The organism is Halorubrum rutilum (assembly GCF_024494565.1).
This window is the reverse complement of sequence record NZ_JANHDN010000008.1, coordinates 80,269-106,238: the sequence shown is the minus strand read 5'-3', so window position 1 is coordinate 106,238 and position 25,970 is coordinate 80,269. Positions and strand designations below refer to the sequence as shown.

At 71.0% G+C, this 25,970-nt stretch carries 25 protein-coding genes; 18 read left to right on the top strand and 7 right to left on the bottom strand.

The features are described from left to right. Positions 1-139: 139 nt before the first annotated feature. Entirely contained in the window at positions 140-1,003 is an 864-nt protein-coding gene (locus NO900_RS15440) for a DUF8054 domain-containing protein (RefSeq protein ID WP_256409927.1), read from the top strand. Positions 1,004-1,098: 95 nt separating this feature from the next. On the opposite strand, the gene NO900_RS15435 is transcribed toward NO900_RS15440, so the two are convergent. Continuing rightward, positions 1,099-1,659: a DUF7344 domain-containing protein gene (locus tag NO900_RS15435; protein WP_256409926.1), complete on the bottom strand. Its 561-nt coding sequence runs from the start codon at positions 1,657-1,659 to the stop codon at positions 1,099-1,101. Positions 1,660-2,101: 442 nt separating this feature from the next. Between NO900_RS15435 and NO900_RS15430 the strand changes: the two genes are divergently transcribed. The 8 genes from NO900_RS15430 (at position 2,102) to NO900_RS15395 (ending at position 10,022) form a co-directional block, all read left to right on the top strand. Continuing rightward, the gene (locus NO900_RS15430; protein ID WP_256409925.1) at positions 2,102-3,751 is read left to right on the top strand and encodes a SipW-dependent-type signal peptide and vWA domain-containing protein; all 1,650 of its coding nucleotides are present in this window, start codon (positions 2,102-2,104) and stop codon (positions 3,749-3,751) included. A 164-nt stretch (positions 3,752-3,915) separates the two neighbouring features. Further along, complete coding sequence (locus NO900_RS15425; protein WP_256409924.1) at positions 3,916-4,710, top strand: SipW-dependent-type signal peptide-containing protein; 795 nt, start codon at positions 3,916-3,918, stop codon at positions 4,708-4,710. Positions 4,711-4,969: 259 nt separating this feature from the next. Next, on the top strand, positions 4,970-5,719 hold the full coding sequence (locus NO900_RS15420) for a hypothetical protein (protein WP_256409923.1): 750 nt from the start codon (positions 4,970-4,972) through the stop codon (positions 5,717-5,719). Continuing rightward, positions 5,716-7,161: a DUF7467 domain-containing protein gene (locus NO900_RS17570; protein WP_321169234.1), complete on the top strand. Its 1,446-nt coding sequence runs from the start codon at positions 5,716-5,718 to the stop codon at positions 7,159-7,161. Before NO900_RS15420 ends, NO900_RS17570 begins: the two co-directional genes overlap by 4 nt. Further along, positions 7,161-8,186, top strand: a complete 1,026-nt coding sequence (locus tag NO900_RS15410) for a signal peptidase I (protein WP_256409922.1) — start codon at positions 7,161-7,163, stop codon at positions 8,184-8,186. The genes NO900_RS17570 and NO900_RS15410 overlap by 1 nt, the downstream gene beginning before the upstream one ends. Next, positions 8,186-8,992 (top strand): hypothetical protein, encoded by an 807-nt coding sequence (locus NO900_RS15405; RefSeq protein WP_256409921.1) that lies wholly within the window; start codon positions 8,186-8,188, stop codon positions 8,990-8,992. The genes NO900_RS15410 and NO900_RS15405 overlap by 1 nt, the downstream gene beginning before the upstream one ends. Next, positions 8,989-9,135 (top strand): hypothetical protein, encoded by a 147-nt coding sequence (locus tag NO900_RS15400; RefSeq protein ID WP_256409920.1) that lies wholly within the window; start codon positions 8,989-8,991, stop codon positions 9,133-9,135. Before NO900_RS15405 ends, NO900_RS15400 begins: the two co-directional genes overlap by 4 nt. A gap of 74 nt (positions 9,136-9,209) precedes the next feature. After that, a complete protein-coding gene (locus tag NO900_RS15395; protein ID WP_256409919.1) occupies positions 9,210-10,022 on the top strand; it encodes a ZIP family metal transporter in 813 nt (270 codons plus the stop codon). 19 nt (positions 10,023-10,041) lie between these two features. Here the strand turns inward: NO900_RS15395 and NO900_RS15390 are convergent, their stop codons facing one another. Further along, a complete protein-coding gene (locus tag NO900_RS15390; RefSeq protein ID WP_256409918.1) occupies positions 10,042-10,926 on the bottom strand; it encodes a hydroxymethylpyrimidine/phosphomethylpyrimidine kinase family protein in 885 nt (294 codons plus the stop codon). A gap of 85 nt (positions 10,927-11,011) precedes the next feature. Here NO900_RS15390 and NO900_RS15385 point away from each other — a divergent pair, with 85 nt between their 5' ends. Then, a complete protein-coding gene (locus NO900_RS15385; RefSeq protein ID WP_256409917.1) occupies positions 11,012-11,683 on the top strand; it encodes a DsbA family oxidoreductase in 672 nt (223 codons plus the stop codon). 1 nt (position 11,684) lies between these two features. Here the strand turns inward: NO900_RS15385 and NO900_RS15380 are convergent, their stop codons facing one another. From NO900_RS15380 to NO900_RS15365, 4 genes are all read right to left on the bottom strand, one after another. Next, on the bottom strand, positions 11,685-12,536 hold the full coding sequence (locus NO900_RS15380) for a phosphatase PAP2 family protein (protein WP_256409916.1): 852 nt from the start codon (positions 12,534-12,536) through the stop codon (positions 11,685-11,687). After that, positions 12,533-14,467 (bottom strand): ABC transporter substrate-binding protein, encoded by a 1,935-nt coding sequence (locus NO900_RS15375; RefSeq protein WP_256409915.1) that lies wholly within the window; start codon positions 14,465-14,467, stop codon positions 12,533-12,535. The genes NO900_RS15380 and NO900_RS15375 overlap by 4 nt, the downstream gene beginning before the upstream one ends. Positions 14,468-14,593: 126 nt before the next feature. Beyond that, on the bottom strand, positions 14,594-15,811 hold the full coding sequence (locus NO900_RS15370) for a hypothetical protein (RefSeq protein WP_256409914.1): 1,218 nt from the start codon (positions 15,809-15,811) through the stop codon (positions 14,594-14,596). Between the two features lie 86 nt (positions 15,812-15,897). Further along, positions 15,898-16,200 carry a DUF7091 family protein gene (locus NO900_RS15365; RefSeq protein WP_256409913.1) on the bottom strand — a complete coding sequence of 101 codons (303 nt, stop codon included), beginning with the start codon at positions 16,198-16,200 and terminating at the stop codon, positions 15,898-15,900. 766 nt (positions 16,201-16,966) lie between these two features. Here NO900_RS15365 and NO900_RS15360 point away from each other — a divergent pair. From NO900_RS15360 to lpdA, 7 genes are all read left to right on the top strand, one after another. Then, positions 16,967-17,893: a replication factor A gene (locus NO900_RS15360; protein WP_256409912.1), complete on the top strand. Its 927-nt coding sequence runs from the start codon at positions 16,967-16,969 to the stop codon at positions 17,891-17,893. A 1-nt stretch (position 17,894) separates the two neighbouring features. After that, positions 17,895-18,545, top strand: coding sequence for an RPA family protein (locus NO900_RS15355; RefSeq protein ID WP_256409911.1), 651 nt, complete (start codon positions 17,895-17,897; stop codon positions 18,543-18,545). 125 nt (positions 18,546-18,670) lie between these two features. Beyond that, a complete protein-coding gene (locus NO900_RS15350) occupies positions 18,671-19,093 on the top strand; it encodes a DUF8146 domain-containing protein (RefSeq protein WP_256409910.1) in 423 nt (140 codons plus the stop codon). A gap of 312 nt (positions 19,094-19,405) precedes the next feature. Beyond that, a complete protein-coding gene (gene pdhA / locus NO900_RS15345; RefSeq protein ID WP_256409909.1) occupies positions 19,406-20,509 on the top strand; it encodes a pyruvate dehydrogenase (acetyl-transferring) E1 component subunit alpha in 1,104 nt (367 codons plus the stop codon). Further along, the gene (locus NO900_RS15340; protein WP_256409908.1) at positions 20,510-21,496 is read left to right on the top strand and encodes an alpha-ketoacid dehydrogenase subunit beta; all 987 of its coding nucleotides are present in this window, start codon (positions 20,510-20,512) and stop codon (positions 21,494-21,496) included. A 2-nt stretch (positions 21,497-21,498) separates the two neighbouring features. Further along, entirely contained in the window at positions 21,499-23,217 is a 1,719-nt protein-coding gene (locus tag NO900_RS15335) for a 2-oxo acid dehydrogenase subunit E2 (RefSeq protein WP_256409907.1), read from the top strand. Continuing rightward, positions 23,217-24,644, top strand: coding sequence for a dihydrolipoyl dehydrogenase (gene lpdA / locus NO900_RS15330; protein ID WP_256409906.1), 1,428 nt, complete (start codon positions 23,217-23,219; stop codon positions 24,642-24,644). Before NO900_RS15335 ends, lpdA begins: the two co-directional genes overlap by 1 nt. A gap of 34 nt (positions 24,645-24,678) precedes the next feature. Here lpdA and NO900_RS15325 read toward each other — a convergent pair whose 3' ends face one another. Beyond that, positions 24,679-24,876, bottom strand: a complete 198-nt coding sequence (locus tag NO900_RS15325; protein ID WP_256409905.1) for a heavy-metal-associated domain-containing protein — start codon at positions 24,874-24,876, stop codon at positions 24,679-24,681. A 132-nt stretch (positions 24,877-25,008) separates the two neighbouring features. On the opposite strand from NO900_RS15325, the gene NO900_RS15320 reads away from it, so the two are divergent. After that, positions 25,009-25,608: an AsnC family transcriptional regulator gene (locus NO900_RS15320; RefSeq protein WP_256409904.1), complete on the top strand. Its 600-nt coding sequence runs from the start codon at positions 25,009-25,011 to the stop codon at positions 25,606-25,608. The last annotated feature ends 362 nt before the right edge of the window (positions 25,609-25,970 follow it).

The window sequence follows — 25,970 nt, the reverse complement described above, 5'->3', positions numbered from 1 at the left end:
CGAAACGAGGCGGACCGAAGCGCCCCGTCTCCCCGTCCGCGTGGCACCGCCCGCGAACTCGCGGCGAGCGCTCGTCTCGGGCCGGAACGCGGCCGGTAGGCGCTGCATACATACGACCGCTCCGCGCCAAGACCGCGTCATGACGATCACACACGACACGACCGTCTCGGACCCGGACGCGGGGCAGGCCGACCGCCGCCCCCTCGACCGCTTCCGCCGTCCGGAGTACACCGGCGAGAACCGCTGTCTCCCGTGTACCGGAGTCAACGTCGCGATCGCGGCGGCCGGAGCGACGGCGGCGGCCGCCGTCGCCGGCCCGGCCCTCGGCGCTGCCGGGTTCGGGGCCGCGCTCGCCGCGATCTGGCTCCGCGGCTACCTCGTCCCGGGGACGCCCGAACTCACGAAGCGCTACCTCCCCGAGCGCGTCCTCCGGCTGTTCGGGAAGGGGACCGAGCCCGCGCCGCCGGCCGAGGTCGACGCGGAGTCGTACCTGCTGTCGGCGGACGTGCTCGTCGAGACGCCCGACGGCGCCGACCTCGAGTTCGCCCCGTGGTTCGCGGCCGCGTGGGACGCCGCCCTCCGCGAGACGCGCATCGACGCCGGCGGCGACGCCGAACTGGCGGCGCTCGCGTCGCTCACCGGCGTCGACGCCGAGTCGCTCTCGCTCGACTGGCGCGGCGGGACCGGGTTCGCGTTCGCCGACGACGAACGCATCGGCCACTGGGAGTCGCGCGCGGCGTTCCTCGCCGACGTCGCCGCCGACCGCGCGCTGACCGAGCGGCTCGACGACTGGCCGTCGCTCCCCCTCGCGGCGCGGAGCGGCGTGCTCGGCGCGCTTCGGCTGTTCGCCGAGGCGTGTCCCGTCTGCGAGGGGGCCGTGCGGCTCGAAGAGCGCGTCGTCGAGTCCTGCTGTACGACCCGCGACGTGATCGCCGGCCGCTGTACCGCCTGCGACGCCCGACTGTTCGAGATGGACCTGCCGCCGTCGCTCGCGGCCGAATAACACGCCGCGACCGGTCGTTTCGTGGTGAAGCCCTCCGAATCACTGGTGGCTTGTTTATCAACTAACCCGACGGATCGCAGACGTCGGCGTTCGTCTCAGCTCCGCCGCCGCGAGAGCAGGCCGTCGCGTCCGATCCGGAACTGCCGGAGCACGGAGAAGCGGTTGAGCCAGAGCTGGTAGGCGCTCGCGGCGGCGAACAGCCCGAGCGCGAGGCTCGTCAACAGGACCGGATCGGCCGCGGAGACGAGCGGGGCACCGAGCAGCGCCGCGAGGAGGACGGTTAGCGAGACGACGCCGAGCGCGCGGTACAGCTCCGACCACGTCACCCCGCCCGTGGCGACGATCTCGGTGTACAGCGAGACGTCTCGCGCGTGCCGCGACAGCTCGATCGTCTGCGTCCCCCGGTCGTACTCGACGACGCCGAGCTCCTCCAGCTTCGGGAGGTGCGTCTGCACGAGCGACGTGTACACGCTCTCGCGGCACCGCTTCGGCGGCGGGCTCTCGCCGCTCTCGTGACTCGCCACCAGCGCCGACAGCTCGTGGACGGTCACCGTCCCGCCGACGTCTCTGATCTGCTGGATGGCGCGCCGACGACGCTCGTTCGCGAGGATGGAATACACCTGTTCCGCCGGGAGGACGTCTGTTCTGAGTTTCATGATCGCGGATCCGAACTCCGCACGGCACGGAGACCGGTCGTTGACGCTACATCTTCCGCTCGGGGCATATGTATGCGCCGGCTACCCTCGCGTTCGACGAGCTCGCCGCCCCGGATTCGAGGTCGGGAAACCGATAGCCCGCACCGGGACGAGCGGCTCGGTCCCGCCTCGCCCGCGACCGTCGCCGTCCCGGAGGCGACACGGGAACCATACCGGTCACTTCGACCGAAGTACGGCGTTCTTGCCGCCGTTTTTGCCCGAAGTAGGGGCCCCGGACCGCCGGTCGAACGCGGCGTTTGACCGCGTGAACCGATCGTTCCACCGAATCGAACCCCTCGTTCGACGGTGACGTGGCTGCGCGTAACTAGGTGGGTACCTCACGGAGAGGGGAGTAACCGATTCGGCTGACCGCAGCGGACGGGGGCGGGTCGGGAGAGAAAGCATGAGCCAAGACACAGACGACACAATCGGACTCTCGCGGCGCAAGGTCCTCGCCGGCCTCGGCGCGGTCGGCGTCGCGTCCGCGGGCGCGGGACTCGGTACCACGGCGTACTTCAACGACAGCGAAACGTTTGAGGACAACACGCTCACCGCCGGGCAGTTCGACCTCCTGCTCGACTGGCAACAGACATACACGGGCCCGAACGGCCTCGAACAGATCAGCGCGTACCCGGACTCGAACGGTGACAACGACCAAGATATAATCCCGGACTTCGGCGAGTACCTCTCGGACTGGGTCATCGACAACGACGAGTACGACATCCGCGCGGCCACGGACGAGTACAAGGGCGAGTACTTCGCGGACCTGCCGGACGACTTCGCGGGCCCGCTGATCGAGCTCGACGACGTCAAGCCCGGCGACCACGGCGAAGTGACGTTCAGCGCGCACCTGTTTGACAACCCCGGTTACCTGCGGGTCGGCGGCGATCTGATCGAGAACAAGGAGAACGGCCGGACTGAGCCCGAGATGGAGATCGACGGTACCGCGGGGGAAGACCAGGGCGAGCTCGCCGACTCCATTGACGTGAAGTTCTGGTACGACGACGGCGACAACGCCTTCGAGGGGCTGATGGGCGACCACGACACAGTCATCGTCTTCGACCGCTCGTACTCGATGGTTGAGACCGACCCGTCGCTCCAGGGCTCGACGGATCAGTACGACCCGCAGAAGCTCCAGGACGCGGTCGACGGGGCCGTCAGTCTCGTGGACCAACTGGAAGCGGCCAGCGAGAACGCGCCGGAACCGATCAACATCTCCGTAGTCACGTTCGGCAACAACGGCCGGGTCGATGTCCCGCTCGGGACTGACTACGACGGGGCTCGGGACTACCTCGAAGGACTCCCGGACAGCCCGAATTTCGACGAGGACTCCTCGAATCGGGAGGGGACGAACATGGCCGACGGCATTAGCGAGGCTCGCGACGTTCTCGACGGCGGCGACGCCGAGGGCAAGTGTATGGTGATCCTCGGTGACGGCGTTGCGACGAGCGGAGGGTCTGACCCTGTCCAAGCAGCCGAAGACGAGGCACAAGCGGCGAAAGACGATGGCGTGACGGTGTACACCGTCCAGTACGACCTCGTTCCGATTCCGGGCGACGCCACGAGCGAGGACACGATCCTCGAAGCGCGGGAGCTGCTCCGCGAGATGGCCTCCGACGCGAACGGCACCGCGGGCCCGCGCGAGAAGCTCAGCTTCGGCACGGTACCGAACAACGTGGCCGGCACGTTCCAGCATATTGCTCTCCACAAGGCGGGCGAGGTCTGCCTGTTCGAGGGGAAGCTCAGCGAGTTCCTCGGGGGCGACGGACTGCTGCTCGACGCCGAGCCGCTCCTGACGCTCAACGAGCCAGACGCCGCGGGACAGGGAGGGAACGACACGGACAAGACCCGACCGACGGTCAGCTGTCCCGACGTGAACGCGACGCCGTTCAGCGCGTGCTCCACGTACTACTTCGGCTTCAAGTGGTCGATCGACCCCGAGGAGGTGGGCAACGAGATCCAGACCGACTCGATCGTGTTCGATATCGGATTCGGCGCCGAGCAGGCCCGCCACAACGAGAACCCGTTCGGCGTCTGTGAGGTCGCCGAGTAGGTGCTCGAATAGCCCACTGAACGACCCAGACGAGCCGTTCGCTCGTCCATCCCGTTTCGGCGCCCTCGGGCGGCCAACAGGGCGGTTCGCGACCCCCGCCGGGAGTTCCCAATAAGGGATACACAACCATGAACGACGACACAATCGGACTATCGCGGCGTAAGATGCTGGTCGGACTCGGCGCAGTCGGCGTGGCCTCGGCGGGCGCGGGCTTGGGCACCACGGCGTACTTCAACGACAGCGAAACGTTCGAGAACAACACACTCACCGCCGGGCAACTTGACCTCGCGGTCGAATACCAGACGAGCTACGAGCAGGGCAGCGCGGGGTCCGGCGGCGATTCCGGGACGATCAACGGGAACCCCACCGGGTACGAGTACGTCATCGACGATGTCAAGCCCGGCGACTCCGGGCGGCTGGTGTTCTGTCCGCAGATCGTCGACAACCCGGCGTGGCTGTGGGTTGGCACCGAGAACGGCCTCACCGACTACGAGAACGGGCTGACAGAACCCGAAGCGGAAGTCGACGACACGGATCCCGCGGACGCGGGAACCGTCGGCTCGCCGAACGACGGCGCGGGCGAGGGCGACCTCAGTGAGGCGATCCTTGTCACCGTGTCTTACTGCGAGTTCGATGACGAAACAGAGTCCTTCGAGACGATTCGGACGCTCAACAACCCCGAGGACTACACCCTCGGCGACCTCGCAGCCGAGCTGGAGTCCGGCTTCCTGCTGGACGCCGGGACGGACTCGGGGGCGTACCCAGCCAGCTCCGAGTTCGGCGAACAGGCCGGGCCGTGCCTCTGTATCGACTGGAACGTTCCGACGTCGGTCGAAAACGAGATCCAGACCGACGCCGTGACGTTCGACTTCTCGTTCCACGCGGAACAGGAGCGACACAACGAGTCACCGGACAGCCCCTTCCTGACCGTCCCCGAGGGCAACAGCACGGCTCAGTGAGGCGGTGATGTGAGGCGGAGGTCGACGACCGGCAGTCATAAGATCATGAGACCCCGAAAGGGGGTCTCTCCCGGTCGGTAGGGCGGGCCTTCACCCCGAGGGGGATGTCGTACCGGAGGGGTGTCGTACCGCTCGGTACGGGACACATACCGGATGGCGACGGCGATTGTTACTGCCGGTAGGGAGCGCATATATAGGTCGGGGAGCAGCGTTAGACAGTCATCGACGACACGGCCGTTCGGAGCCGCGACGACAGACAATGACACAGAAGGAATCAGGACTTACGCGGCGGGAGGCACTCGCGGGCGCCGGAGCCGTCGGCTTCGCCGCCCTCGGGGCCGCCTCCGGACGGCGGACGGGGACTGGCAACTGGGACGAGTATTCGGCGTACACGTACGCCCAGACGGACACGCCGCTGAATCTGCTTGTCGGCTGGCGGCGCACGGAGAACGGGACCGCAGTCGACTCGACCCCGGTCGGTGCGGTGGACGATGTCGAAATTGCCGGAATCCGGCTCATTGATGTCGCCAACGCGCTGCCGCACGATTACGGGACCGCGAGCGTCGGCCTCCGGCTCGAAGATCCAGATGACACCGCCCGCGTGTGGTTGCGGATCAAGCCCGATCTCAGTACTTCTGACCCCGCGAGCGTTGCGCTCGCGGAGCGCATCTCACTCACGGTCCGGCAAGACACGGGGATCTTCGGGATCGGTAGCTGCGGCGGCGCCGAGGGCGAGTTCGCGGGCGTCGGACCGACGATCGCCGACGGGACGCTCGCGGACATCGACGGGTCCGCCCTCGCCGACGGCGTCGAGCTACGACCGGGGCTCCTCGGCGACGGATGCCTCGGCCCCGGCGAGCAACGCTGTCTGACCTTCGAGTGGGAGTTTACCGCCGAGGGCGGCAACGCCGGCCAGGGCGGCACGGTGGACTTTCTCGTGGAGTTCATCGCGGACGAGTGCGGTTCTGAGGGGAATCCGTTCGAAATGAACGCCGGGGGGTCCGCATGACTCACGGAGACGACGGAGCGGGGCGTCCGAGCGGCCTGAGCCGCCGCCGCCTGCTCGCCGGTATCGGCGGCGTCGGCGCGGTCGGGATGGCGAGCGGCCTCGGTACCGGAGCGTATCTCTCAGACCGCGAGACCTTCCCGAACAACGGCCTCGGCGCCGGCACGGTCGAGCTCCTGGTGAACGGCGAGCTCACGAACGGCACCGTCGCCGTCGACGTGTCGGACATCGACCGCGGCGACTCGGGCGACGAGACGTTCGAAATCGGCGCTCGGACGAACCCGGTTCGGGTCTGGCTCGCGACGGAGTGCGTGGCGAACAACGGTCTCGCGCGCGAGCTCGAAGTCGACGTTCGCGTCGACGGAACGTCGGTGACCGGGAGGTACAGACCTCTCGCCGCCGTTCGGGACGACCTGTTCGACGGCGAGCGGATCGACGACGGCTGTCTCGACCCCGAGGACGCGATCCGCGTGGCGGTCTACTGGCGGCTCCCGGCCGGCGCGACGGACGTCGGCGGCCAGACCGCCGATCTGACGTTCCGGCTGTACGCCGAGCAGTGCCGCCACACCACCGAAGCGGACGCGGAGGCGGCGAACCCCTTCGCCGCCCGCGTCTGCGACGAGAATCGGTGTGTCCCCTGCGCGGACGAAAACGAGGTCAAAATCGGCGGGCTCAGGCTCAAATACCTCGGCGACGAGACCATCGACCCGCTCGTCGTCCGGGCCGCCGGCGGCGGCGGAGGCGGGAACGGACGGGGGAACGGCAACAACCCCCCGACGACGATATTCGACGCCACGGTCCGGCCGAACGAGGAGTTCGCCCTCGACGGTGCGGATTCCAGGACGAACACGCCAGGCTGGATCGGGCCGAACATCTACCTCGACTCCGGCGGCGGCGCGTCGCGGAACGAGCGTACCGAGACCAATATCCACACCAGCTGTTCGGTGCCTCTCGGTCCCGGCGACGTCTACGGCGACTTCGAGGTCGTCGAGGTGACGACGACAGACGACGAGAAGGTCTGCGGGACCGGCACCGGCGGTGACGGCGGCGACACGCCGGACGACGAGCCCGAGCCCGGCCCCGAGTGCGCCGTCTGTGACCAGGGGACCGGCGTCTCCCTCGCGACCCTCGACGTCCGCTACCTCGGCGCCGACGACGCGACCGTCTCGGTCGTCTCGACGAAGGGGAACACGAGCGGCGAGCTGTTCGCCGGGACCGTCTCACAGGGGGACGTCTTCACCCTCGACGGGAAGGACGTCGACCGCCCCGGTCGGGGGGCCGACAGGCTCGGCCCGGAGGTCGAGATCGGCGTCGGCGGCGAGACCGTCGCGATCCACGTGAGCTGCTCGCAGCCGCTCGCGGTCGGCGACGCGTACGGCGACTTCGAGATCGTCGCCGGAACGACGACGGACGGCGAGCCGCTGTGCGGCTCGGAGGCGAACTGATGACAACCATACTCACATCACCACGGGCGAAACGCGCGGCGAACGTACTCGGGATCGTCCTGCTGATCGCCCTCGTGGCCCCGTTCGCGGTGTTCGCGGCCCCCGAGGCCGTCGGCGCCGACGAGAGCTTCGTCGTGCTCACCGCGAGCATGACGCCCGCCATCGCGCCGGGCGACGTGGTCATCGTCGCCGAGCGCGACCCGGCCGCGGTCGCCGCCGGCGACGTGATCACGTTCGTGCGCGGCACGAGCGAGGTGCCCGTGACGCACCGCGTGATCGACGTCGTCGACGAGGGCGGCGCCCTCGCCTTCGAGACGATGGGCGACGCCAACGAGGGGCCCGACCCCGGGCTCGTTCCCGGGTCGAACCTCGTCGGCGTCGTGGTCCTCACGATCCCGTACATCGGGTACGTGATCCAGTTCGCCGGCACGCCGGCGGGGTTCGTCGCCCTCGTCGTGCTCCCGTTCGGGCTGCTCGCGGCGTCCGAGCTGCTGTCGGTCGCCCGCTCGCGAAACGGCGGCGCCCCGGACGCGGCGACCGTCGCCGACGCGGATTCGGTCGCGGAGACGGACGCGTCCGTCGACTTGGACTCGTCCGCCGATGCGACGCCGACCGCCGAGTGGGAGCCGGCGATCCCCCCCGAGACAGCGACCGAACCGCCGGCACAGGCCGAGGCGACGTCGGCGACCGACGCCGGCGGCGTGTCGGTCGACGCGGTCGGCGGCGCCGTCGGGGTGCTCGCCGTCTTCGCGCCCTACGCGATCTACGTCGCGATCGAGCTCCGGACGGCCGCGACGATCGCCGTCGCGGTCGCCGCGACGACGGTCCTGCTCGGCGGACTCGCGACCTGGGTCCCGGCGAGCGGCGTGCTCGACCGCGCGACCGCGGAACCGCCGACGGCCCCCGCGTCACCCGACGGCGAGACGGTGGCGGCCGACGATCCCGCGGAGGGGTCGCCCTCGCCGGCGCCGAACGGCTCGGCGGTCGGCCCGGCGCAGACCGACGGCGCCGGGGAGGCGGAGTGATGGCGGCCCCCCGCGGCGTCGCCGTCGCGCTCGTCGCCGCGCTGCTGGTGTGGAGCGTCGCGTTCGGCGGCGGGTACACCCTCGCGGTGCTCTCGTCCGAGGCCGACGTGACGGTGACGTTCGAGGCGCAGGAGTTTGAGGCGCAGGAGTTCGAACCGGAGAACTCGACGACCGGGGAACTCGGAGAGATCGGTCTCACCGGGATCCCGCCGGAAACCGACGGATTCGGTCCGGACGCGGTGCAATCGCCCACCGCCGACCCGTCGGCGAACGGGTCGGATCCGGGCCCGAACGGCTCGGACCCGGTCGGCGACGAGACGGCCGTCGGTACCGAATCGAAGTCCCCCGGCGACGACCCCGACTCGGCAGACCCCGAGTCCGACTCGCCCGGCAAAAACGCCGACGGGAACGACTCCGGATCGCCCGACTCCGAGCCGGAACCGACAGGTTTGGACCCGGCAGACGCGGGATCGTCGGACTCGGAATCATCGGACGGCGAATCCACCGATACCGATTCGGAGCCGACCGACTCCAGTCCGGAACCGACCGACCCCGATTCGGAGCCGGAGTCGGCGCCGACCCCGGAACCCGCGCCCTCGCCGTCGGACGCTCCCGACGACGATTCCCCTGACGGCGATGACGCCGACGGCGACGACAGTGCGGTCGGCGACACCGCTCCCGCCGACGGCGGTGACGTCGAGGACGACCCCTCCTCTGACGGGCCCGACGACGACGATCGGTCGGACGCCCCCGCTGCCCAGCCGGGCGAGTCGACGGATTCGCTCGCCGCGGTGACGATCCCGTGACGCTGTCCATTCGACCGCCGTCCCCTCCGGAGCAGGCCAACGACCGCTCGCTGTCTCCCGGGACGAAGCTCACGGTCCTCCTGCTGCTTTTCGCGCTGTTCCTCCTCGGGGTCCTCTTCGGTCTCGTCCGCGGACTCAGTTAGGGCGGCCGCTTCCCGTTCCCGATCGGTGGTTCCGCCCGTCGTGTTTATCGCCGCGCTCCGCGAACGACGAATGTATGCTCGGCCTCGACGCCGTCGCCCTCGACGCGTTCGCCTTCGTCTTCGTCGCCGGGCTGATCACGGCGCTCGCGACCGGCGTGGGAGCGCTCCCGTTCTTCCTCTTCGACACGATCAGTGACCGCGGGAACGTGGCGCTGTGGGGGTTCTCCTCCGGGATCATGCTCTCGGCGTCGCTGTTCGGACTCGTTGGGGAGGGGCTCGCCGAGGGGACGCCCGTCGAGATCGGGGTCGGCCTGGCGGCGGGCGTCGTCCTCGTCGTCGTCGCGCACGACGTGCTGTTGGACGCCGACATCGACCCGCGGGAGTACGAGGAGGCGGACTTCAGGAAGCTCGTCCTGATCCTCGGCGTGCTGACCGTTCACAGCTTCCCCGAGGGCGTCGCCGTCGGCGTCTCCTTCGCCGACCTCGGGCTGGCGGGCGGGACCGAGCTGTTCGGGTTCACCGTCCCGCTGCTCGCCGCGTTCATGACGGTCGCGATCTCGATCCACAACGTCCCCGAGGGAACGGCCATCTCGATCCCGCTGCGGACGATGGGCGTCTCCCGGTGGAAGATGGTCTGGTGGGCGGTGTTCTCCAGCCTCCCGCAGCCGGTTGGCGCGGTGATCGCCTTCGCGTTCGTCCGGTACGCCCGCGAGTTCCTCCCGTACGGCTTCGGGTTCGCGGCCGGCGCGATGATCTACCTCGTCGCGACCGAGTTCGTCCCGGAGGCGCTGGCGGCCGGCGCCGACCTCCCCCGCGGCGGGAAGCCCGTGCTCGCGGCCGGGATCGCGGCCGGCGCCGCGCTGATGACGCCGCTCGCGTTCGTCTGACCGCGTCTCGGTTCCCCCCTCACATCCCGCCGTCGAACGCGGTCGGGTTCACCGCCCCGGGTCCCTCGCCGACGTCGTAGCCGCGGCGGATCGCGGACCCCATCTCGCCGACAGCGCTCCCGACCGCCTCGCGCAGGGGTTCGCCCCGCGCCAGCCGCGCCGCGATCGCGCTCGACAGCGCGCAGCCGGAGCCGTGCGTCGCGTCGGTCGCCACGCGGGGATTCTCGAAGCGGACGACGGTCGGTTCGGTCCCTCCCGCGGCGTCGGCCTCGGCCGCGTCGGCGTCGCCGCGCTCGTCTCCGCCCGCGTCTCCGATCACGAGCGTGTCGACGACGGTCTCGCCGTCCTCGTCGAGGTGACCGCCCTTCACGAGGGCCGCGCCGGCGCCGCGGGCGACGAGCTCCCGGCCCGCCGCCGCGGCGTCCGCGGGCGTCTCGACCGGGTCGTCGACGAGGACCGCCGCCTCGTCGGCGTTGGGGGTGACGAGCGTCGCGCGCTCGATCAGCCCCTCGTAGGCGTCCTCGGCCGCGGGCGAGAGCAGCCGGTCGCCGCTCGCGGCGACCATCACCGGGTCGACGACGACGGGGGCCGGACAGCGGGCGAGCAGCCCGGCCGCGGTCTCGACGATCGGCGCCGTGGCGAGCATTCCGGTCTTGACCGCGCCGACGTCGAAGTCCTCGATCACGGCGTCGTACTGGCTCGCCACGTGATCGGCCGGGACGGCGTGGACGTCCTCGACGCCGCGGGTGTTCTGCGCCGTCGTCGCCGTCACGACCGCGGTCCCGAAGACGCCGTGGGCCGTCATCGCCTTCAGGTCCGCCTGGACCCCCGCCCCGCCGCCGCTGTCGCTGCCGGCGATCGTCAGTGCGACGGGCGGAGAGACGGGCTCGCGCTCGCGTGTCATACTCTGGTAATACCACTCGGTTGTACTAAGTCGTGGCGATCGCCGCCGCCGAACGGCCTTTGCCGCTCGCCGTCGAACCGGAGGTATGTCGAACGCTCACTCCGACGACGCTGCCGGCGGCGAGTCGGCCGGCGACGCGACGGAATCGATCACCGTCTACTCCGACTACGTCTGCCCGTTCTGCTACCTCGGCCGGCGGTCGCTCGCCGAGTACCAGGCGACGCGCGACGAGCCGCTCGCGGTCGACTGGCACCCGTTCGACCTCCGGGCGGGCAAGCGCAACCCCGACGGCAGCATCGACCACGAGGCCGACGACGGGAAGGGGGAGGAGTACTACGCGCAGGCCAAGGAGAACGTCCGCCGGCTCCAGGAGCAGTACGATGTCGAGATGGCCCAGGAGATCGCGACGGACGTCGACTCGCTGCCCGCCCAGCTCGTCTCCGTGCACGTGAAAGAGACCGCGCCCGAGGCGTGGCCCGCCTTCGACGACGCGGTGTTCGCGGCGCTGTGGCGGGAGGGGCGCGACATCGGCGACCGCGAGGTGCTCGTCGACGTCGCGGGGGACGTCGAGGGGCTCGACGCCGACGTCGTCGACGCCGCGCTCGGCGACGACGACCTCCGCGAGCGCGTGACGGCGATGTTCGACGCGGCGCGGCAGCGCGGTATCACCGGGGTCCCGACGTTCGCGTACGACGGCCACGCGGCCCGCGGCGCGGTGCCGCCGGAGCAGCTCGAACGCCTCGTCGAGGGGGCCTGAGCTAGGCGTCGCCGGCGACCTCGTCGCCGTCGGTTTTATCGCCCGGGCCGTCCCCCGCCTCGTCGTCCGGCTCGACGATCCGGTACGAGAGGGAAACGGCGCCGAGCGCGAGGGCGATTCCGCCGATCACGTCGATGAGCCAGTGGATCCCGAGGTACATCGTCGCGATCACCACCGACGTCGAGATCCACAGGGCGAGCGGCGTCCACCGCGGGTACTCCTCGCGCGTCAGGAGGGCGAACGCCGCGACGGTCACCGACAGCGACGTGTGAAGCGAGGGGAAGACGTTCGTCGGCTTGTTTATCTCGCTCGTGAGCGCGGTGAATTCGGGGTTGTGGGTGAACAGCAGCGACGTCGCGACGTTCAGGTTCCGCGGCCCGTGCGCGAACACGACCGTGTAGATCGCGAGCCCGATCGCGTAGTTGAACGTGTACGCGACGAGCAGCCGCCGCAGCGCCACCGTCCGCGGGAGCGCGAGGTACGCGAGGAACGGGAACGACAGCAGGAACGCGTAGCCGTACACGTATATCGCGGAGAAGTACGCCGTCAGCTCGGGGGCGACGAGCGTCGCCTGCAGCCGGCCGACGAACTCGCCCTCGATCGCGTAGATCAGGCCCGTCAGCTGGAGCCCCCACAGCCGCGAGACGACGTGGAGCGAGCTCCGGCCGACCGCGCTCGCGACCAGCACGACTCCCAGCGCGGCGAGCGCGCGGCGCGAGCGCCACAGCCGCCGGCCGAGGTCGCCCCGGAGGCCGCGCAGTCGGTCCGGACCGATGACCGTCGCGGCCGCGAGGAGCAGCGCCCCGCCGGTCCACAGCGCGACGGACCCGATCACCGACGGCAGCCAGCTCATTTGCCCCTCGAGAGGAGCCGGCCCTCGCCGTCGAACCGATACCCCGCGTCGCGGAACCGCTCCCTGGCCGCCTCGACGTCGAGCGACCCGTCGTCGCCGACGAACGGGTACACCGGGTCCGCCTCCCGACCGTCCCACGAGAGGTCGCTCGGCACCCACTCGGGCGAGGTCGCCAGCGGCGACGCCGCCGGCCGCGCGTACCCGTCGAACGCGTCGTCGACGAGGGCGCGCTTGTCGATCAGCGACGCGAGGACGGCCCTGAACCGCGGGTTCGACAGCGGCGCACGCCGGGCGTTGTACCCGACGTGGTAGAAGCCGCCCGCCCGTCCGGTCACGAGCCGCGCGTCGGCCTCCCGCCCGATCCGCGGCACGGCGTCCGGGCCGAGGTTCGACACGGTCGCGTCCGCGAGGCCGTCGCCGACGGCCTGCACCGCGGCGATGTCGGACGATATCACCGCGACCTCCAGCCGGTCGAACGCCGGCTTCCCGCGGAACCGCTCCGGGATCCCGGCGGCCGGATCCGCCCCCGACTCCCCGTCGCCCGCGCGGGCGAGGAAGTGGTCCGGGTTCCGCTCGAAGGCGACTGACTCCTCGGGCGTCGCCTCGACGAAGCGCATCGGCCCGCTGCCGACCGGGTCCTCGTTGTTCGTCACCACCGCCTCGGTGGTCGCCACGTCGAACTCGAAGCCGGCGATCGTCGCGGGGTCGGTCCGGTCCGCCCAGACGTGCTCCGGCAGGATCGGCACCCGGAGCGCGCGCGCCGCGACCGCGTCGTTGACGTCGCCGACCGAGAGCTCCACCGTCTTGTCGTCGACCGCCCTCGCGGCCCGGACGACCGAGCTCCGGCCGCGGAACCGGGGCGTCGGCACCGCCGTCTCCAGCGCCCCCATCGAGGTGTCCCGGAGGAACTCGTAGGTGAACGCCACGTCCCCGGCGGTCACCGGCTCGCCGTCGTGCCACCGCGCGTCGCGCAGCCTGACGGTCACGGTCCCGTCGTCGCGCTCCCACCCCGAGCAGAGCCACGGGACGACCTCGTCGCCGTCCGCCAGCGCGAGTCGGTCGTACAGCAGCGCGGTGAACGTCCCCTCCCGCCGGTACTCGGCCGCGATCGGGTTCCAGTTCTCCGTGACGTTGGCGTCGGTCGTCACCAGCCGGAGGACGGCGCCGTCGTCTCCGCGCGCTGCGTCGCCGCCGAGCGCGATCTCGGCCTCCGTGTCATCTCCGGTCGCGTCGCTGATGATCGCACCGTCGTCGGTCGTGTTCTCGCCGGTGCCGTCGTCGGTCGCGTCCCCGGACTCCGCGCCGTCGACCGCCTCCTCACGCTCTAGCCCGAGCAGTCCGGCCACGGAGACCGGCCGCCGGTTCGTCCACCCCGCGAACCGGTCCCCGCGGACCGCGGTGAGCGGGTCCGGGAACGCGACGACCGTGAACGGCTGGAGCTCGCACAGCGAGCGCTGGAGGGCGGCCACGGCGTCGGCCCGCGCGTCGCCCTCAGCCCGCCGCTGGCGTTCGAGCCGCTCGTCCACGCCGTTGAGGTCGGCGAACCCGAACGGGTTCTGCCGGCCCGACTCGGCGACGAACCGCGAGTGGGTGAACGCGTACATCGCGTCCGGGTCGAACGGCTCGTGTTCCAGGAACTGACCGACGTACACGTCGAAGTCCCGGTTGATCAACACTTTCCGCCAGAGGTCCGTCCGTCCGAGGGTGTTGATCCGGGCGTCGATTCCCACCGCGTTCAGGTTCTCGGCGAGGTGTCTGGCGATCCGGATCGCGTTCGGGTCGCTGTCGGCCGGCGCCGCGTCGATCCGCAGCGTGAGCTGGGACGCCCCGTCGCGCCCCGCGATGTTGCGGGTTCGGCCCAGACAGCCGGCGCTGAGGGCCCCCAGACCGATCCCCGCGAGCGCCGTCCGCCGGCTGACGCACCCGTTCATTCCTCCGTACCGTTTCGGCGCCGAGGTATATCCCTTCTGTGGTGTCCTCGCGCCGCGCCGCCCGGGCGACCGGGGGACTCGGCCGCGATTCGGGCGGCGATCACCGCGATTCGGGCACCGACCGCCTCAGATCACGCCCGCGAGCGGGAGCGCCAGCCCGACCGCCCACGCGGCGAGCCCCGCGCCGAGGACGGGGCGGTCGCCGGCGGCGCGTCCGGCGGCGACCGCGCCGAGCGCCGCGAGCAGCGCGGCTCGGTGGACGACGAGCGCGGGCGGCACCGCGACCCCGAGCGCGGCGAAGTCGAGGACGAACCCCGCGCCGACCCCGACGACGACCGCGAGGGCGACCGCGGTCGGGTCGCACTCGCGCGACCGGGCGACGACGAGCGCCGGCAGCCCGACCGCGAGGACGAGGTACAGCGGCCCGGCGATCGCCTTCGGCGGCAGGGCCGGGTACGCGAGTTCGAGCCCGACCCCGGCCGCCCGCACGCCGACGACGACGGCGCCGAGCGCGGCCCCGAGCAGCGCCGCGCCCGCGTGCCGCGCCGCCTCCCGACGGCTCCGTCCCGCGAGGTCGACGGCGGCCGCCCGGGTCCGGCGCCGGAGCAGGGCGCCGGCGACGGTCGCGAGCGACGCCAGCTCGATCACCGAGAGCCAGCCGTCGCTCCAGCCGCCCTCGATCCCGCGGTACTCGCGGCGGACCTCGGCGTCCACCGCCCCGCGGATGAACTCGTCCTCCAGCCGGACCGCCGGGTCGTCGATCCCGGGCACCGTGTGACGCAGCCGGAACCAGTCGTAGTACTCCTCGTGGGCCTGGATCGCGGTGTACGCCCCGTCGGGCGACTCGTACGCCCGGAGGTGGTCGCGAACCCCGAGGTACGTCCCGTCGTGGAGCTCGAACGTCTCCGTCAGCCACGTCCCGCCCCCGGGCCCCTCGACGTAGCCGTACCGCGTCGAGCTGCGGGCGTCGGCCCAGTCGCGCTCGACGAGCGCCCGCACCCGCTCGGCGTCGGCGGTCGCCGCCGACTCCGCCCGGTCGGTCTCCTCCCAGTCGGCCGCCGTCCCGCGCTCGATCGCCGTCCGGGTCGCCGCCGCGTCGGCGTGCACCACGACGTTGATCGCGAGCGTCCGCCCCTCGACCGACCGGCTCCGGCTCGTGTACGGCCACAGCCGGTAGTCGCCGTCGACCGCGATGAGCGACCCCTCGGAGACCGTCGCCGCCTCCGGCTCCTCCGCGGGCGACGGCCCTCCCGGCGGCCCTCCTGGCGGCCCGGCGAGGGCGCCGGAGAGGGCCAGGCCGACCCCGACGACGAGGAGGAGCCCGACGACCGTCGCTCGCCTCATGACCGCTCCGAGGACGCCCGTCTAAAAACGCCTTCCGGGTGGCCGGGGGGACCGCCCTCCTCGACGGGGGCCCGCCGAATCCGCCCTCACCAGGTCTCGACGACCCCGTCGCGGACGTCCTCGGCGCAGCCCTCGCAGTCGGGGTGGCCGGCGTCGAAACAGGAGGGGCGCCCCTCGGCGTCGACGGCGACCGCCCGCCGTTCCGCGTGCCGCCGGCAGACGATCCGGGCGCGCCCGTCGTCGTCGGTCGGGAGGTCGTACCGGTCCGCCCCCGCGGCGTCGCCGTCGGGGTCGTCCCTCGCCTCGGCGTACGCCCGCTTCGCCTCCTCGAACTGCTTGCCCGCCTCGCGGAGCTTTTGGCGGATGACGCGTTCGAGTCGGTCGTCCATGGGAGTCGTACCGGCGCGCGGGATATAGGTCCGTTGGCGATATGCGGATGATCGGTTCGCTGTTGACGGGCCCGGCGTGAGTGATTTATATACCGTCGCCGTCGCGGTGGATCTCTCCGAATCTCCGGTCGATTGTTTATAATGGTTGATTTCGGACGGACGGTGAACACCGCCAAAGCCCCAGCCGCTCGGCGGTACGCGATCGATCGCCTTGCGGTGAACACCGCCAAAGCCCCAGCCGCGAGGCGGGCGCACGCTCGCTGCGCGCCTCGGTCGCTCACTTCGTTCGCTCCCTGCGGTGTCGCCGGCGGCGCGTCCGGCGGCTTTCCGTGGCGCGCAGCGCCACGCTACTTGCGTCACCTGCGCCCGCCTCGCGGCTGCCCCTTTGAGTCCCACCCCGCAACGCAACCGCACCTCATACCTCCCCAGCCTCGTCAGTCGTCCTTCGCTTCGCTCCGGACGACTGACTCCCTCGTGCGGTCTGCTCGCGGCCCGCCGGCCGCTCGCAGGCGCACGCCACCGGACTCTATTTACATCTGAACGTTGCGTGCGGACGACTCGCGTGGTACGGTTCCACTTGAAACGGCGCCCGCGCGTGGCATACGGGCGTCTGACGCGGCCGGCCGTCGAATACCGAGAACCGCCGGAAGCGTCCGTGAGGGCGGCGAACGGACCACTTTCACCGCGGTTACGGGATTTTTAATACCGTGAGGAACCAACCGTCGTACGCCTCCCATTGAAACACGACCGGAGGCGGAGACACCCCATGAGCGAACTGCGACAGGAAGCGGAAGCGATAGCGGAACAGTTCTCGGACCACCTCGACGTGAACGCCGACGAGGTCGAGGAGCGACTGGAGAACCTCGTCAACGAGTACCGCGTGCCCCTCGACGAGGCGCGCCGGAGCGTCACCAACGGCTACCTCGAAGACGCCGGGATGGAGCGCGACGAGCTCGGCCGCGGCGGCAGCGAGTCCGTCTTGGTCGACGAGATCGACGAGGACGAACAGTGGGTCGACCTACGCGTGAAGCTGGTCGACCTCTGGGAGCCCCGCAGCGACTCGATCTCGCAGGTCGGGCTCCTCGGCGACGAGTCGGGGACGATCAAGTTCGTCGCCTTCGAGACCTCCGACCTCCCCGAGCTGGAGGAGGGGAAGGCGTACGAGCTCTCGAACGTCGTCACCGACGAGTACGAGGGCAGCTACTCGGTGAAGCTCAACCGGACCACCGGTATCACCGAGGTCGACGAGGAGATCGAGGTCGGCGACAACGCCGACACCGTCGAGGGCGCCCTCGTGGACATCCAGTCCGGCTCCGGGCTGATCAAGCGCTGCCCCGAGGACGACTGCACGCGCGTCCTCCAGAACGGCCGCTGCTCCGAGCACGGGCAGGTCGAGGGCGAGTTCGACCTGCGGATCAAGGGCGTCCTCGACGACGGCGAGACCGTCACCGAGGTCATCTTCGACCGCGAGGCCACCGAGGAGCTCACCGGGATGGGCTTAGAGGAGGCCAAGGACATGGCGATGGACGCGCTCGACACCACCGTCGTCGCCGAGGAGATGGCCGACGACGTGCTCGGGCGGTACTACCGCGTCACCGGCCCCACCTTCGGCCGGTACGTCCTGGCCGACGAGATGGAGAACCCCGGCGAAGTCGACGTGGAAAGCGCGCTGATCGAAGCGAGGTCGATCTGATATGAGTCAATCCGCACCCACCCGAGAGGTCGCCCGGCGCGCGTTCGCGAGCGAGTTCAACGACGCCGGCTACACGTTCACCGAGTCCGACGACGAGCGCGCCCCCGTCTACGCGCTGCTGCCGACGGGCGAGTCCGCGAACCGCGTCTTCTTCGTGGGGACGCTCACGGAGAAGGAGGACGTCGGCGAGGACAGCGAGTACTGGCGCGGCCGCATCGTCGACCCGACGGGCACGTTCTTCGTGTACGCCGGCCAGTACCAGCCGGAAGCCGCTTCCAAGCTCCGGGACACGGAGCCCCCGGCGTACGTCGCAGTCGTGGGGAAGCCCCGGACGTACGAGACCGACGACGGCACCGTCCGGGTCTCCGTCCGCCCCGAGTCGATCACCGAGGTCGACGCCGCCACCCGCGACCGCTGGGTCGCCGAGACGGCCACGCGGACGATCGAGCGCGTCGCCGCGTTCGACGACGAGGGGAACGAGTACGCGCGGATGGCCCGCGAGGAGTACGACCTCGACCCCGAGACGTACAAGGCCGCCGCGCTGTCGGCGCTGGAGGACCTCGACGAGGGCGACGGCGACGAGCTCGCCGGCGACGCCGCGGACGAGGACCTCGGCGACGCCGCGGACCCGGCCGGAACGCCGGAGCCCTGACGGGCCCCGGTCTCTCGGATCGCGGCGTTCCTCGGGCGTCTCACGCCCGTAATCCCCGGTATTCACTCGTTCCGTGCCACCGTCTGACGAACGCTTAAGTGGCTCGCGCGAGGAGCCGATCGGTGATGGGCAACAAGAACAAGACGATCTCGTTCCGCGTCAACGAGGACGCGTTCGAGGCGCTCCGCGACATCGCGGAGGAGCGGGACATCTCGCTGTCAGCGGTGTTCCGGGACTACGTGGACACGCTCGTTGCCCACGACGGACAGGTCCGCGCCGTCCCCGAGGCGGAGCTCCAGAGCGAGACCGAGACCGGGGAGGTGTTCCCCCCGCGCGTCGAGGTCCCCAAGAGCTTCGTCCGCGAGCACGAGCGACTGGAGCTCGAAGCGGACCACCTCCGCGAGCAGCTCGAGGAGCACAAGCGGTACATCAACCACCTCCGCGAGCAGCTGGACGACGAGGACGAGGACGTGATCCACTTGGAGGACCTCGACGGCGACCGCGACGATCGCGGCGAGCCCGACGAACCCTCCTTCCGGCTCGGGTGACCGGCGTCCGGCCGCGTCCCGCCCGCCGTTCCCCGCGCTCCGATCGACCCCGTCGAGTCGCGGTGCCGCCTCCCGCCGCGGTTTCGATCCCTCGGGAAACCGTCCGGTTTGTCCGGTACTGTTCGAGGAAACCGCCGAGTCGCCGAAAATATTGCCGGGCTCGGCGCGGGTTATTCAGAGACGTCCGATTCTCCCGGGGTCTGATGGACGGATTCTCAGCGCGCCGACCGATTTCTGAGCATCGTAAACTACCTACGAAAACGATATTACCCGGGCGGCGGACTGTTCGAACATGAACAGGTGGGTCCGACCGTGAGCGTGTTCGACAGGGCGTACGACGATCCGGTTCGCGTGCTCGACGAGGACGGCGAGGTCGTCGGCGACGTCCCCGACCTCGACGACGAGGCGCTCGTCGACATCTACCGTCACATGCGGCTCGCCCGCCACTTCGACGGCCGGGCGGTGAGCCTCCAGCGACAGGGGCGGATGGGGACGTACCCGCCGCTGTCGGGACAGGAGGGCGCGCAGATCGGCTCCGCGACCGCGCTCGCCGAGGGCGACTGGATGGTCCCCTCCTACCGCGAGCACGGCGCGGCGCTGGTCCGCGGGCTCCCGCTGAAACAGACCCTCCTCTACTGGATGGGCCACGAGGCGGGCAACGAGGCGCCCGAGGGCGTCAACGTCTTCCCGGTCGCCGTCCCCATCGCCTCGCAGGTGCCCCACGCCACGGGCGCGTCGTGGGCGTCGAAGCTCCGCGGCACCGACGAGGTGTTCCTCTGCTACTTCGGCGACGGCGCGACCAGCGAGGGCGACTTCCACGAGGGCGTCAACTTCGCCGGCGTCTTCGACACGCCGACCGTCTTCTTCTGTAACAACAACCAGTGGGCCATCTCCGTGCCCCGCGAGCGGCAGACGCGGAGCGCGACGCTGGCACAGAAGGCGGAGGCGTACGGGATCGACGGCGTGCAGGTCGACGGGATGGACCCGCTCGCGGTGTACAGCGTCACGGAGGCGGCCGTCGAGAAGGCGCGCGACCCCGACGCCGACCGCCCGCGCCCGACGCTGATCGAGGCGGTCCAGTACCGCTTCGGCGCGCACACGACCGCCGACGACCCCACCGTCTACCGCGACGACGACGAGGTCGAGCGCTGGAAGGAGAAGGACCCGATCCCGCGGCTGGAGGCGTACCTCCGCGCGGAGGGGATCCTCGACGACGAGCGCGTCGCCGAGATCGAGAGCGCGGTCGAGGAGCGCGTCGCCGACGCCATCGACGCGGCGGAGGCGGTCGCGCGGCCGGAACCGAGCGAGCTGTTCGAACACGCGTACGCGGAGCTCCCGCCCGAGCTGAAGCGACAGCGCGAGGAGTTCGCGGCGTTCCGCGAGACGCACGGCGACGAGGCGTTCCTGGAGGAGTAAATGAGCGACACACAGAATCTCACCGTCGTTCAGGCGGTACGTGACGGGTTGTACAGCGAGATGCGCGAGGACGACGACGTCCTCGTGCTCGGCCAGGACGTCGGGAAGAACGGCGGCGTCTTCCGGGCGACCGAGGGCCTGTTCGACGAGTTCGGCGGCGACCGCGTCGTCGACACCCCGCTGGCGGAGTCGGGGATCGTCGGCTGCGCGGTCGGCATGGCCGCGATGGGGCTGCGTCCGGTTCCGGAGATCCAGTTCTCCGGGTTCATGTACCCCGGCTTCGACCAGATCGTCTCTCACATGGCGCGGTTCCGCGCCCGGAGCCGCGGCCGGTTCACGCTCCCGATGACCCTGCGCGCCCCGTACGGCGGCGGGATCCGCGCGCCGGAGCACCACTCCGAGTCGAAGGAGGCGTTCTACGCGCACGAGGCCGGGCTCAAGGTCGTCATCCCCTCGACCCCGTACGACGCGAAGGGGCTGCTCGCGGCGTCGATCCGCGACCCCGACCCGGTGATCTTCCTCGAACCGAAGCTCATCTACCGCGCGTTCCGCGACGAGGTGCCCGCGGAGCCGTACACGGTCCCGATCGGCGAGGCCGCGACCCGCCGCGAGGGCGACGACGTGGCCGTCTTCACCTACGGCGCCATGACGCGCCCGACGCTGGAGGCGGCCGAGAGCCTCGCCGAGGAGGGGGTCGAGTGCGAGGTCGTCGACCTCCGCACCGTCTCCCCGCTCGACCGCGAGGCGATCGTCGACGCGTTCGAGGCCACCGGCCGCGCGGTCGTCGTCCACGAGGCCCCGAAGACGGGCGGGCTCGCCGGGGAGATCACGGCTATCGTCCAGGAGGAGGCGCTGCTGTACCAGGAGGCGCCCGTGAAGCGCGTCACCGGTTTCGACGTGCCCTACCCGCTGTACGCGCTGGAGGACTACTACCTCCCGACCGCGACCCGCATCGAGGAGGGTATCAGGGAGGCGGTGGAGTTCTGACCATGGCGGTCAAAGAGTTCAAACTGCCCGACGTGGGCGAGGGCGTCGCCGAGGGCGAGCTGGTCTCGTGGCTCGTCGCCCCCGGCGACCGCGTCGAGGAGGACCAGCCGGTCGCGGAGGTCGAGACCGACAAGGCGCTCGTCGAGGTGCCGTCGAGCTACGACGGGACCGTCGAGGAGCTGTTCGTCGAGGAGGGTGAGATGGTCCCCGTCGGCGACGTGATCATCTCGTTCCGCGTCGACGAGGAAGGTGAGGCGGATGAGACGGGTGAGGCGGACGCGGTGGACGAGGCGGGCGACGAAACCGCGGCCGCCGCCGAGAGCGAGGCCGCCGCCGACGAGGCGAGCGCCGAGCCGGGGACCGCCGACGCGGAGCCGGAACCGGCCGCGGCCGACGCCGAACCGGAGACGCCCTCGGGCCGCACCTTCGCGCCCCCGTCGGCCCGCCGGCTCGCGCGCGAACTCGGCGTCGACCTCGCCGCGGTCGACGGGAGCGGTCCCGGCGGTCGCGTCACCGAGGCCGACGTGCGGGCGCACGCCGCGGGCGACGCGGGAGGCGCCGACGCGGGCGGCGCCGAATCCGACGAGGCGCCCGCGCCGACCCCGACCGACGTCGGCTCCGGGGACCGGAAATCGGCCGTGCGCAAGCGCGGCGAGGACGGGTCCGGCGACGCCCCGGAGCCGGCCGGCCGCGACACGACGCTCGCGACGCCGGCGACGCGGAAGCTCGCTCGCGACCGCGGCGTCGACGTCGACGACGTGCCGACCGACGAGACCCGCGACGGCGAGGCGTTCGTCACGGGCGAGCACGTGCGGGCGTACGCCGACGCGTTGGAGTCGGCCGCCGCGACCGCGTCGACTGGAGGCGGGTCGGCCGAACCGACGCCCGAACCGGAGCCGGTCGACGTCGGCGCGGACGCGGAGCCCGCCGCGAGCGACGCCGCCGGCGACGCGGAGCCCGCTCCCGCCGGCGCGACAGAGGCGGGCGGCGACGAGACGAGCGCGCCCGAGTCGGGCGACGAGACGGTCCCGTACCGCGGGGTGCGCCGCACCATCGGGAAGCAGATGGAGCGCTCGAAGTTCACGGCCCCGCACGTCACCCACCACGACACCGCCGAGGTCGACGCCCTCGTGGCGGCGCGCGAGGAGCTGAAGCCGACGGCGGCGGAGCGGGGGGTGAAGCTCACCTACATGCCGTTCGTGATGAAGGCGATCGTCGCGGGGCTGAAGGAGCACCCGTACCTCAACAGCGAGCTCCGCGAGGACGAGGAGGAGATCGTCCTGAAGAAGGAGTACAACCTCGGGATCGCGGTCGCGACCGACGCCGGGCTGATGGTACCCGTCGTCGACGACGTCGACGAGAAGGGGCTCTTCGAGCTGGCCGAAGAGGTGCGCGACCTCGCGGCGCGCGCCCGCGACCGGTCGCTCAAGCCCGCGGAGATGAAGGGGGGCACGTTCACCGTCACCAACTTCGGCGCCGTCGGCGGCGAGTTCGCGACGCCGATCATCAACTACCCGGAGACGGCGATCTTAGGGCTCGGCGCCATCGAGGAGCGCCCCGTCGTGCGCGAGCGCGACGGAACGAGCGAGGTCGTCCCGGCGCCGACGCTCCCGCTGTCACTCTCGATCGACCATCGGGTCGTCGACGGCGCGGTCGCGGCCGAGTTCGCGAACACCGTGATGGAACACTTAGAAACCCCCCTGCTGCTACTCAACGAATAATGGTCGTCGGAGACATCGCAACCGGAACGGAGGTACTGGTCATCGGCGGCGGACCGGGCGGCTACGTCGCCGCCATCCGCGCCGCACAGGAGGGGCTCGACGCGACGCTCGTCGAGCGGGACGCCTACGGCGGCGCCTGTCTGAACCGCGGCTGTATCCCCTCGAAGGCGCTGATCACGGGGAGCGGGCTCGCCCACGAGGCGGGCAACGCGGAGTTCATGGGCGTCCACGCCGACCCCGCCGTCGACATGGGGAAGATGGTCGAGTGGAAGGACGGCGTGGTCGACCGCCTGACGGGCGGCGTCGAGAAGCTCTGCAAGGCGAACGGCGTCAACCTGATCGAGGGGACCGCCTCCTTCGTTGACGAGCACACCGCGCGCGTCGCGCACGGCGGCGAGGGGCAGGGCTCCGAGTCGATCGAGTTCGAGCACGCGGTCGTCGCGACCGGGTCGCGCCCGATACAGATCCCCGGCTTCGACTTCGCGGAGGACCACGTCTGGAGCTCCGCGGAGGCGCTCGACGCCGAGACGGTCCCGGACCGGCTCGGGGTCGTCGGCGGCGGGTACATCGGGATGGAGCTGGCGACCACCTACGCCAAGCTCGGCGCCGACGTGACGGTCGTCGAGATGCTCGACAATATTCTGCAGCCGTACGAGGACGACGTGAAGCGGATCGTCCGCACGCGCGCCGAGGAGCTCGGCGTCGAGTTCAATTTCGGCGAGGGCGCGAGCGAGTGGTCGGAGGCCGCCGACGGCGGCTACCTCCTCCACACTGAGACCGAGGAAGGCGCGGAGTCGACGTACGGCGTCGATAAGGTCCTCGTCGCGGTCGGCCGCCAGCCGGTCACCGACGGGCTCGACCCCGAGAACGCCGGGATCGAGACGGACGACCGCGGGTTCATCGAGACGGACGACCGGACCCGGACCGCGGTCGACCACATTCACGCCGTCGGCGACGTCGCCGGCGACCCGATGCTCGCACACGCGGCCTCGAAGGAGGGGATCGTCGCCGCCGAGGTGATCGCGGGCGAGCCGGCCGCGATGGATCAGCAAGCGATCCCCGCGGCGGTCTTCACCGACCCCGAGATCGGGACGGTCGGGCTGACCGAGGCGGAGGCCGAGGCGGAGGGGTTCGACCCCGTCGTCGGCGAGATGCCGTTCAACGCCTCCGGCCGGGCGCTGACGACCGGCCACGCCGAGGGGTTCGTCCGGCTCGTCGCCGACGACGAGACCGGCTTCGTGCTCGGCGGGCAGATCGTCGGGCCGGAGGCGTCCGAGCTGGTCGCGGAGGTCGCGCTCGCGATCGAGATGGGCGCGACGCTGGAGGACGTGGCGGCGACGGTCCACACGCACCCGACCCTCGCGGAGGCGGTGATGGAGGCCGCGGAGAACGCCCGCGGCCAGGCGATCCACACGCTGAACCGGTAGGCGAGCGGCGGGCGAGTCGACCGCTACGTCCCGCTCAAGCGGACGCGTCGTAGCCTGCCTCGCTCACGGCGCTCACCAAGGCGTCCGGGTCCGCGTCGCCCTCGACGGTCGCGGACGCGCTCTCGCGGTCGGCGGTCGCGCGCTCGACGCCGTCGACGCCTTCGAGCGCCTCCGCGACGCTCCGTTCGCAGTGTCCACACGACATTCCCTCGACCGTGATCGTTCGGCCCATGACGAGTGACGATAGGGCCGGCGGACGTTTGTCGCTTTCCGCTTCGCGAGTCCGGTTCAATCGCGGCACACGCTTTGGAATCGTAAGCGAACCCGGGCAACCGTCTTGTATCGCGAGCCCGTACCCGACCCCATGCGCGACCTCGACGAGACGGACCTGGAGATCCTGTCGCTGTTGGCCGCGGACGCCCGGCGCCCGTTCAGCGAGATCGGCGAGCGCGTGGGGCTGTCGGGACCGGCAGTCTCCGACCGCGTCACGCGGCTGGAGGAGACCGGCGTCATCGAGGGGTTCACGGTCGATGTCGACCGGACGAAGCTCCGGGCCGGTGTCCCCGTGCTGGTAGACGCGGAGCTGCCGCCGAACCGCCCCGAGGCGCTCGACGCGGCGCGGGAGCGCGCCCGCGAGGCCGACGCGGTCGGACACGTCTTCGTCACGGCCGAGGGCGATCTGCGGGTGTACGGGCGCGTCGAGGGGCGGAACGTCAGGGAGTGGGTGGCCGGGCTGTTCGAGGGGGTCGCCGTCGACGACTACGCCGTCACGCTGGTCGACGAGTTCGAGTGGACGCCCTCGGTCGAGGGCGTGGAGTTCGCGCTGACCTGCGCGGAGTGTTCGAACACCGTCGACAGCGAGGGCGAGACGGCGCGGATCGACGGCGAGGTGTACCACTTCTGCTGTCCGTCCTGCCTGTCGCGGTTCAGAGAGCGGTACCAGCGACTGGAGGGGGGCGCGTGATACGCTGCATGAGTGGGTGACCGCGGATCGTCGGTGAACGCCTGAAACTCCCCAATCGCTCGTTTATAAGGGCCCATCGAAAGATCGTCGGTGAACACCGCCAAAGCCCCGGCCGCGAGAGGCGCGCACGCTCGCTGCGCTCCTCAGTCAGTCGCTTCGCTCCCTCCTTGCGGTGCTTACGTCGCCTCCGCGCCTCTCGTGGCCGCCCCTTTGAGTCCCACCCGCCCCGCACAGCACCGCAGCCTCACGCCTCCCCAGCCTCGTCGCTGGCGGCTGGCGCCGCCAGCGACTCCCTCGCGCGCGGTTCGCGCCCTCACGGGCGCTCACCGGCGCGCCACCGCCCTCTTTTTAAATACGGTCTT

Coding starts and splice junctions, on each gene's coding strand:
- NO900_RS15335 (WP_256409907.1), top strand. CDS start 21,499: ATGGCGGTCAAAGAGTTCAAACTGCCCGACGTGGGCGAGGGCGTCGCC.
- NO900_RS15370 (WP_256409914.1), bottom strand. CDS start 15,811: ATGAGGCGAGCGACGGTCGTCGGGCTCCTCCTCGTCGTCGGGGTCGGC.
- NO900_RS15380 (WP_256409916.1), bottom strand. CDS start 12,536: ATGAGCTGGCTGCCGTCGGTGATCGGGTCCGTCGCGCTGTGGACCGGC.
- NO900_RS15365 (WP_256409913.1), bottom strand. CDS start 16,200: ATGGACGACCGACTCGAACGCGTCATCCGCCAAAAGCTCCGCGAGGCG.
- NO900_RS15440 (WP_256409927.1), top strand. CDS start 140: ATGACGATCACACACGACACGACCGTCTCGGACCCGGACGCGGGGCAG.
- NO900_RS15360 (WP_256409912.1), top strand. CDS start 16,967: ATGAGCGAACTGCGACAGGAAGCGGAAGCGATAGCGGAACAGTTCTCG.
- NO900_RS15405 (WP_256409921.1), top strand. CDS start 8,186: ATGGCGGCCCCCCGCGGCGTCGCCGTCGCGCTCGTCGCCGCGCTGCTG.
- NO900_RS15420 (WP_256409923.1), top strand. CDS start 4,970: ATGACACAGAAGGAATCAGGACTTACGCGGCGGGAGGCACTCGCGGGC.
- NO900_RS15395 (WP_256409919.1), top strand. CDS start 9,210: ATGCTCGGCCTCGACGCCGTCGCCCTCGACGCGTTCGCCTTCGTCTTC.
- NO900_RS15410 (WP_256409922.1), top strand. CDS start 7,161: ATGACAACCATACTCACATCACCACGGGCGAAACGCGCGGCGAACGTA.
- NO900_RS17570 (WP_321169234.1), top strand. CDS start 5,716: ATGACTCACGGAGACGACGGAGCGGGGCGTCCGAGCGGCCTGAGCCGC.
- NO900_RS15430 (WP_256409925.1), top strand. CDS start 2,102: ATGAGCCAAGACACAGACGACACAATCGGACTCTCGCGGCGCAAGGTC.
- NO900_RS15340 (WP_256409908.1), top strand. CDS start 20,510: ATGAGCGACACACAGAATCTCACCGTCGTTCAGGCGGTACGTGACGGG.
- NO900_RS15355 (WP_256409911.1), top strand. CDS start 17,895: ATGAGTCAATCCGCACCCACCCGAGAGGTCGCCCGGCGCGCGTTCGCG.
- NO900_RS15325 (WP_256409905.1), bottom strand. CDS start 24,876: ATGGGCCGAACGATCACGGTCGAGGGAATGTCGTGTGGACACTGCGAA.
- NO900_RS15320 (WP_256409904.1), top strand. CDS start 25,009: ATGCGCGACCTCGACGAGACGGACCTGGAGATCCTGTCGCTGTTGGCC.
- NO900_RS15375 (WP_256409915.1), bottom strand. CDS start 14,467: ATGAACGGGTGCGTCAGCCGGCGGACGGCGCTCGCGGGGATCGGTCTG.
- lpdA (WP_256409906.1), top strand. CDS start 23,217: ATGGTCGTCGGAGACATCGCAACCGGAACGGAGGTACTGGTCATCGGC.
- NO900_RS15425 (WP_256409924.1), top strand. CDS start 3,916: ATGCTGGTCGGACTCGGCGCAGTCGGCGTGGCCTCGGCGGGCGCGGGC.
- NO900_RS15385 (WP_256409917.1), top strand. CDS start 11,012: ATGTCGAACGCTCACTCCGACGACGCTGCCGGCGGCGAGTCGGCCGGC.
- NO900_RS15390 (WP_256409918.1), bottom strand. CDS start 10,926: ATGACACGCGAGCGCGAGCCCGTCTCTCCGCCCGTCGCACTGACGATC.
- NO900_RS15350 (WP_256409910.1), top strand. CDS start 18,671: ATGGGCAACAAGAACAAGACGATCTCGTTCCGCGTCAACGAGGACGCG.
- NO900_RS15435 (WP_256409926.1), bottom strand. CDS start 1,659: ATGAAACTCAGAACAGACGTCCTCCCGGCGGAACAGGTGTATTCCATC.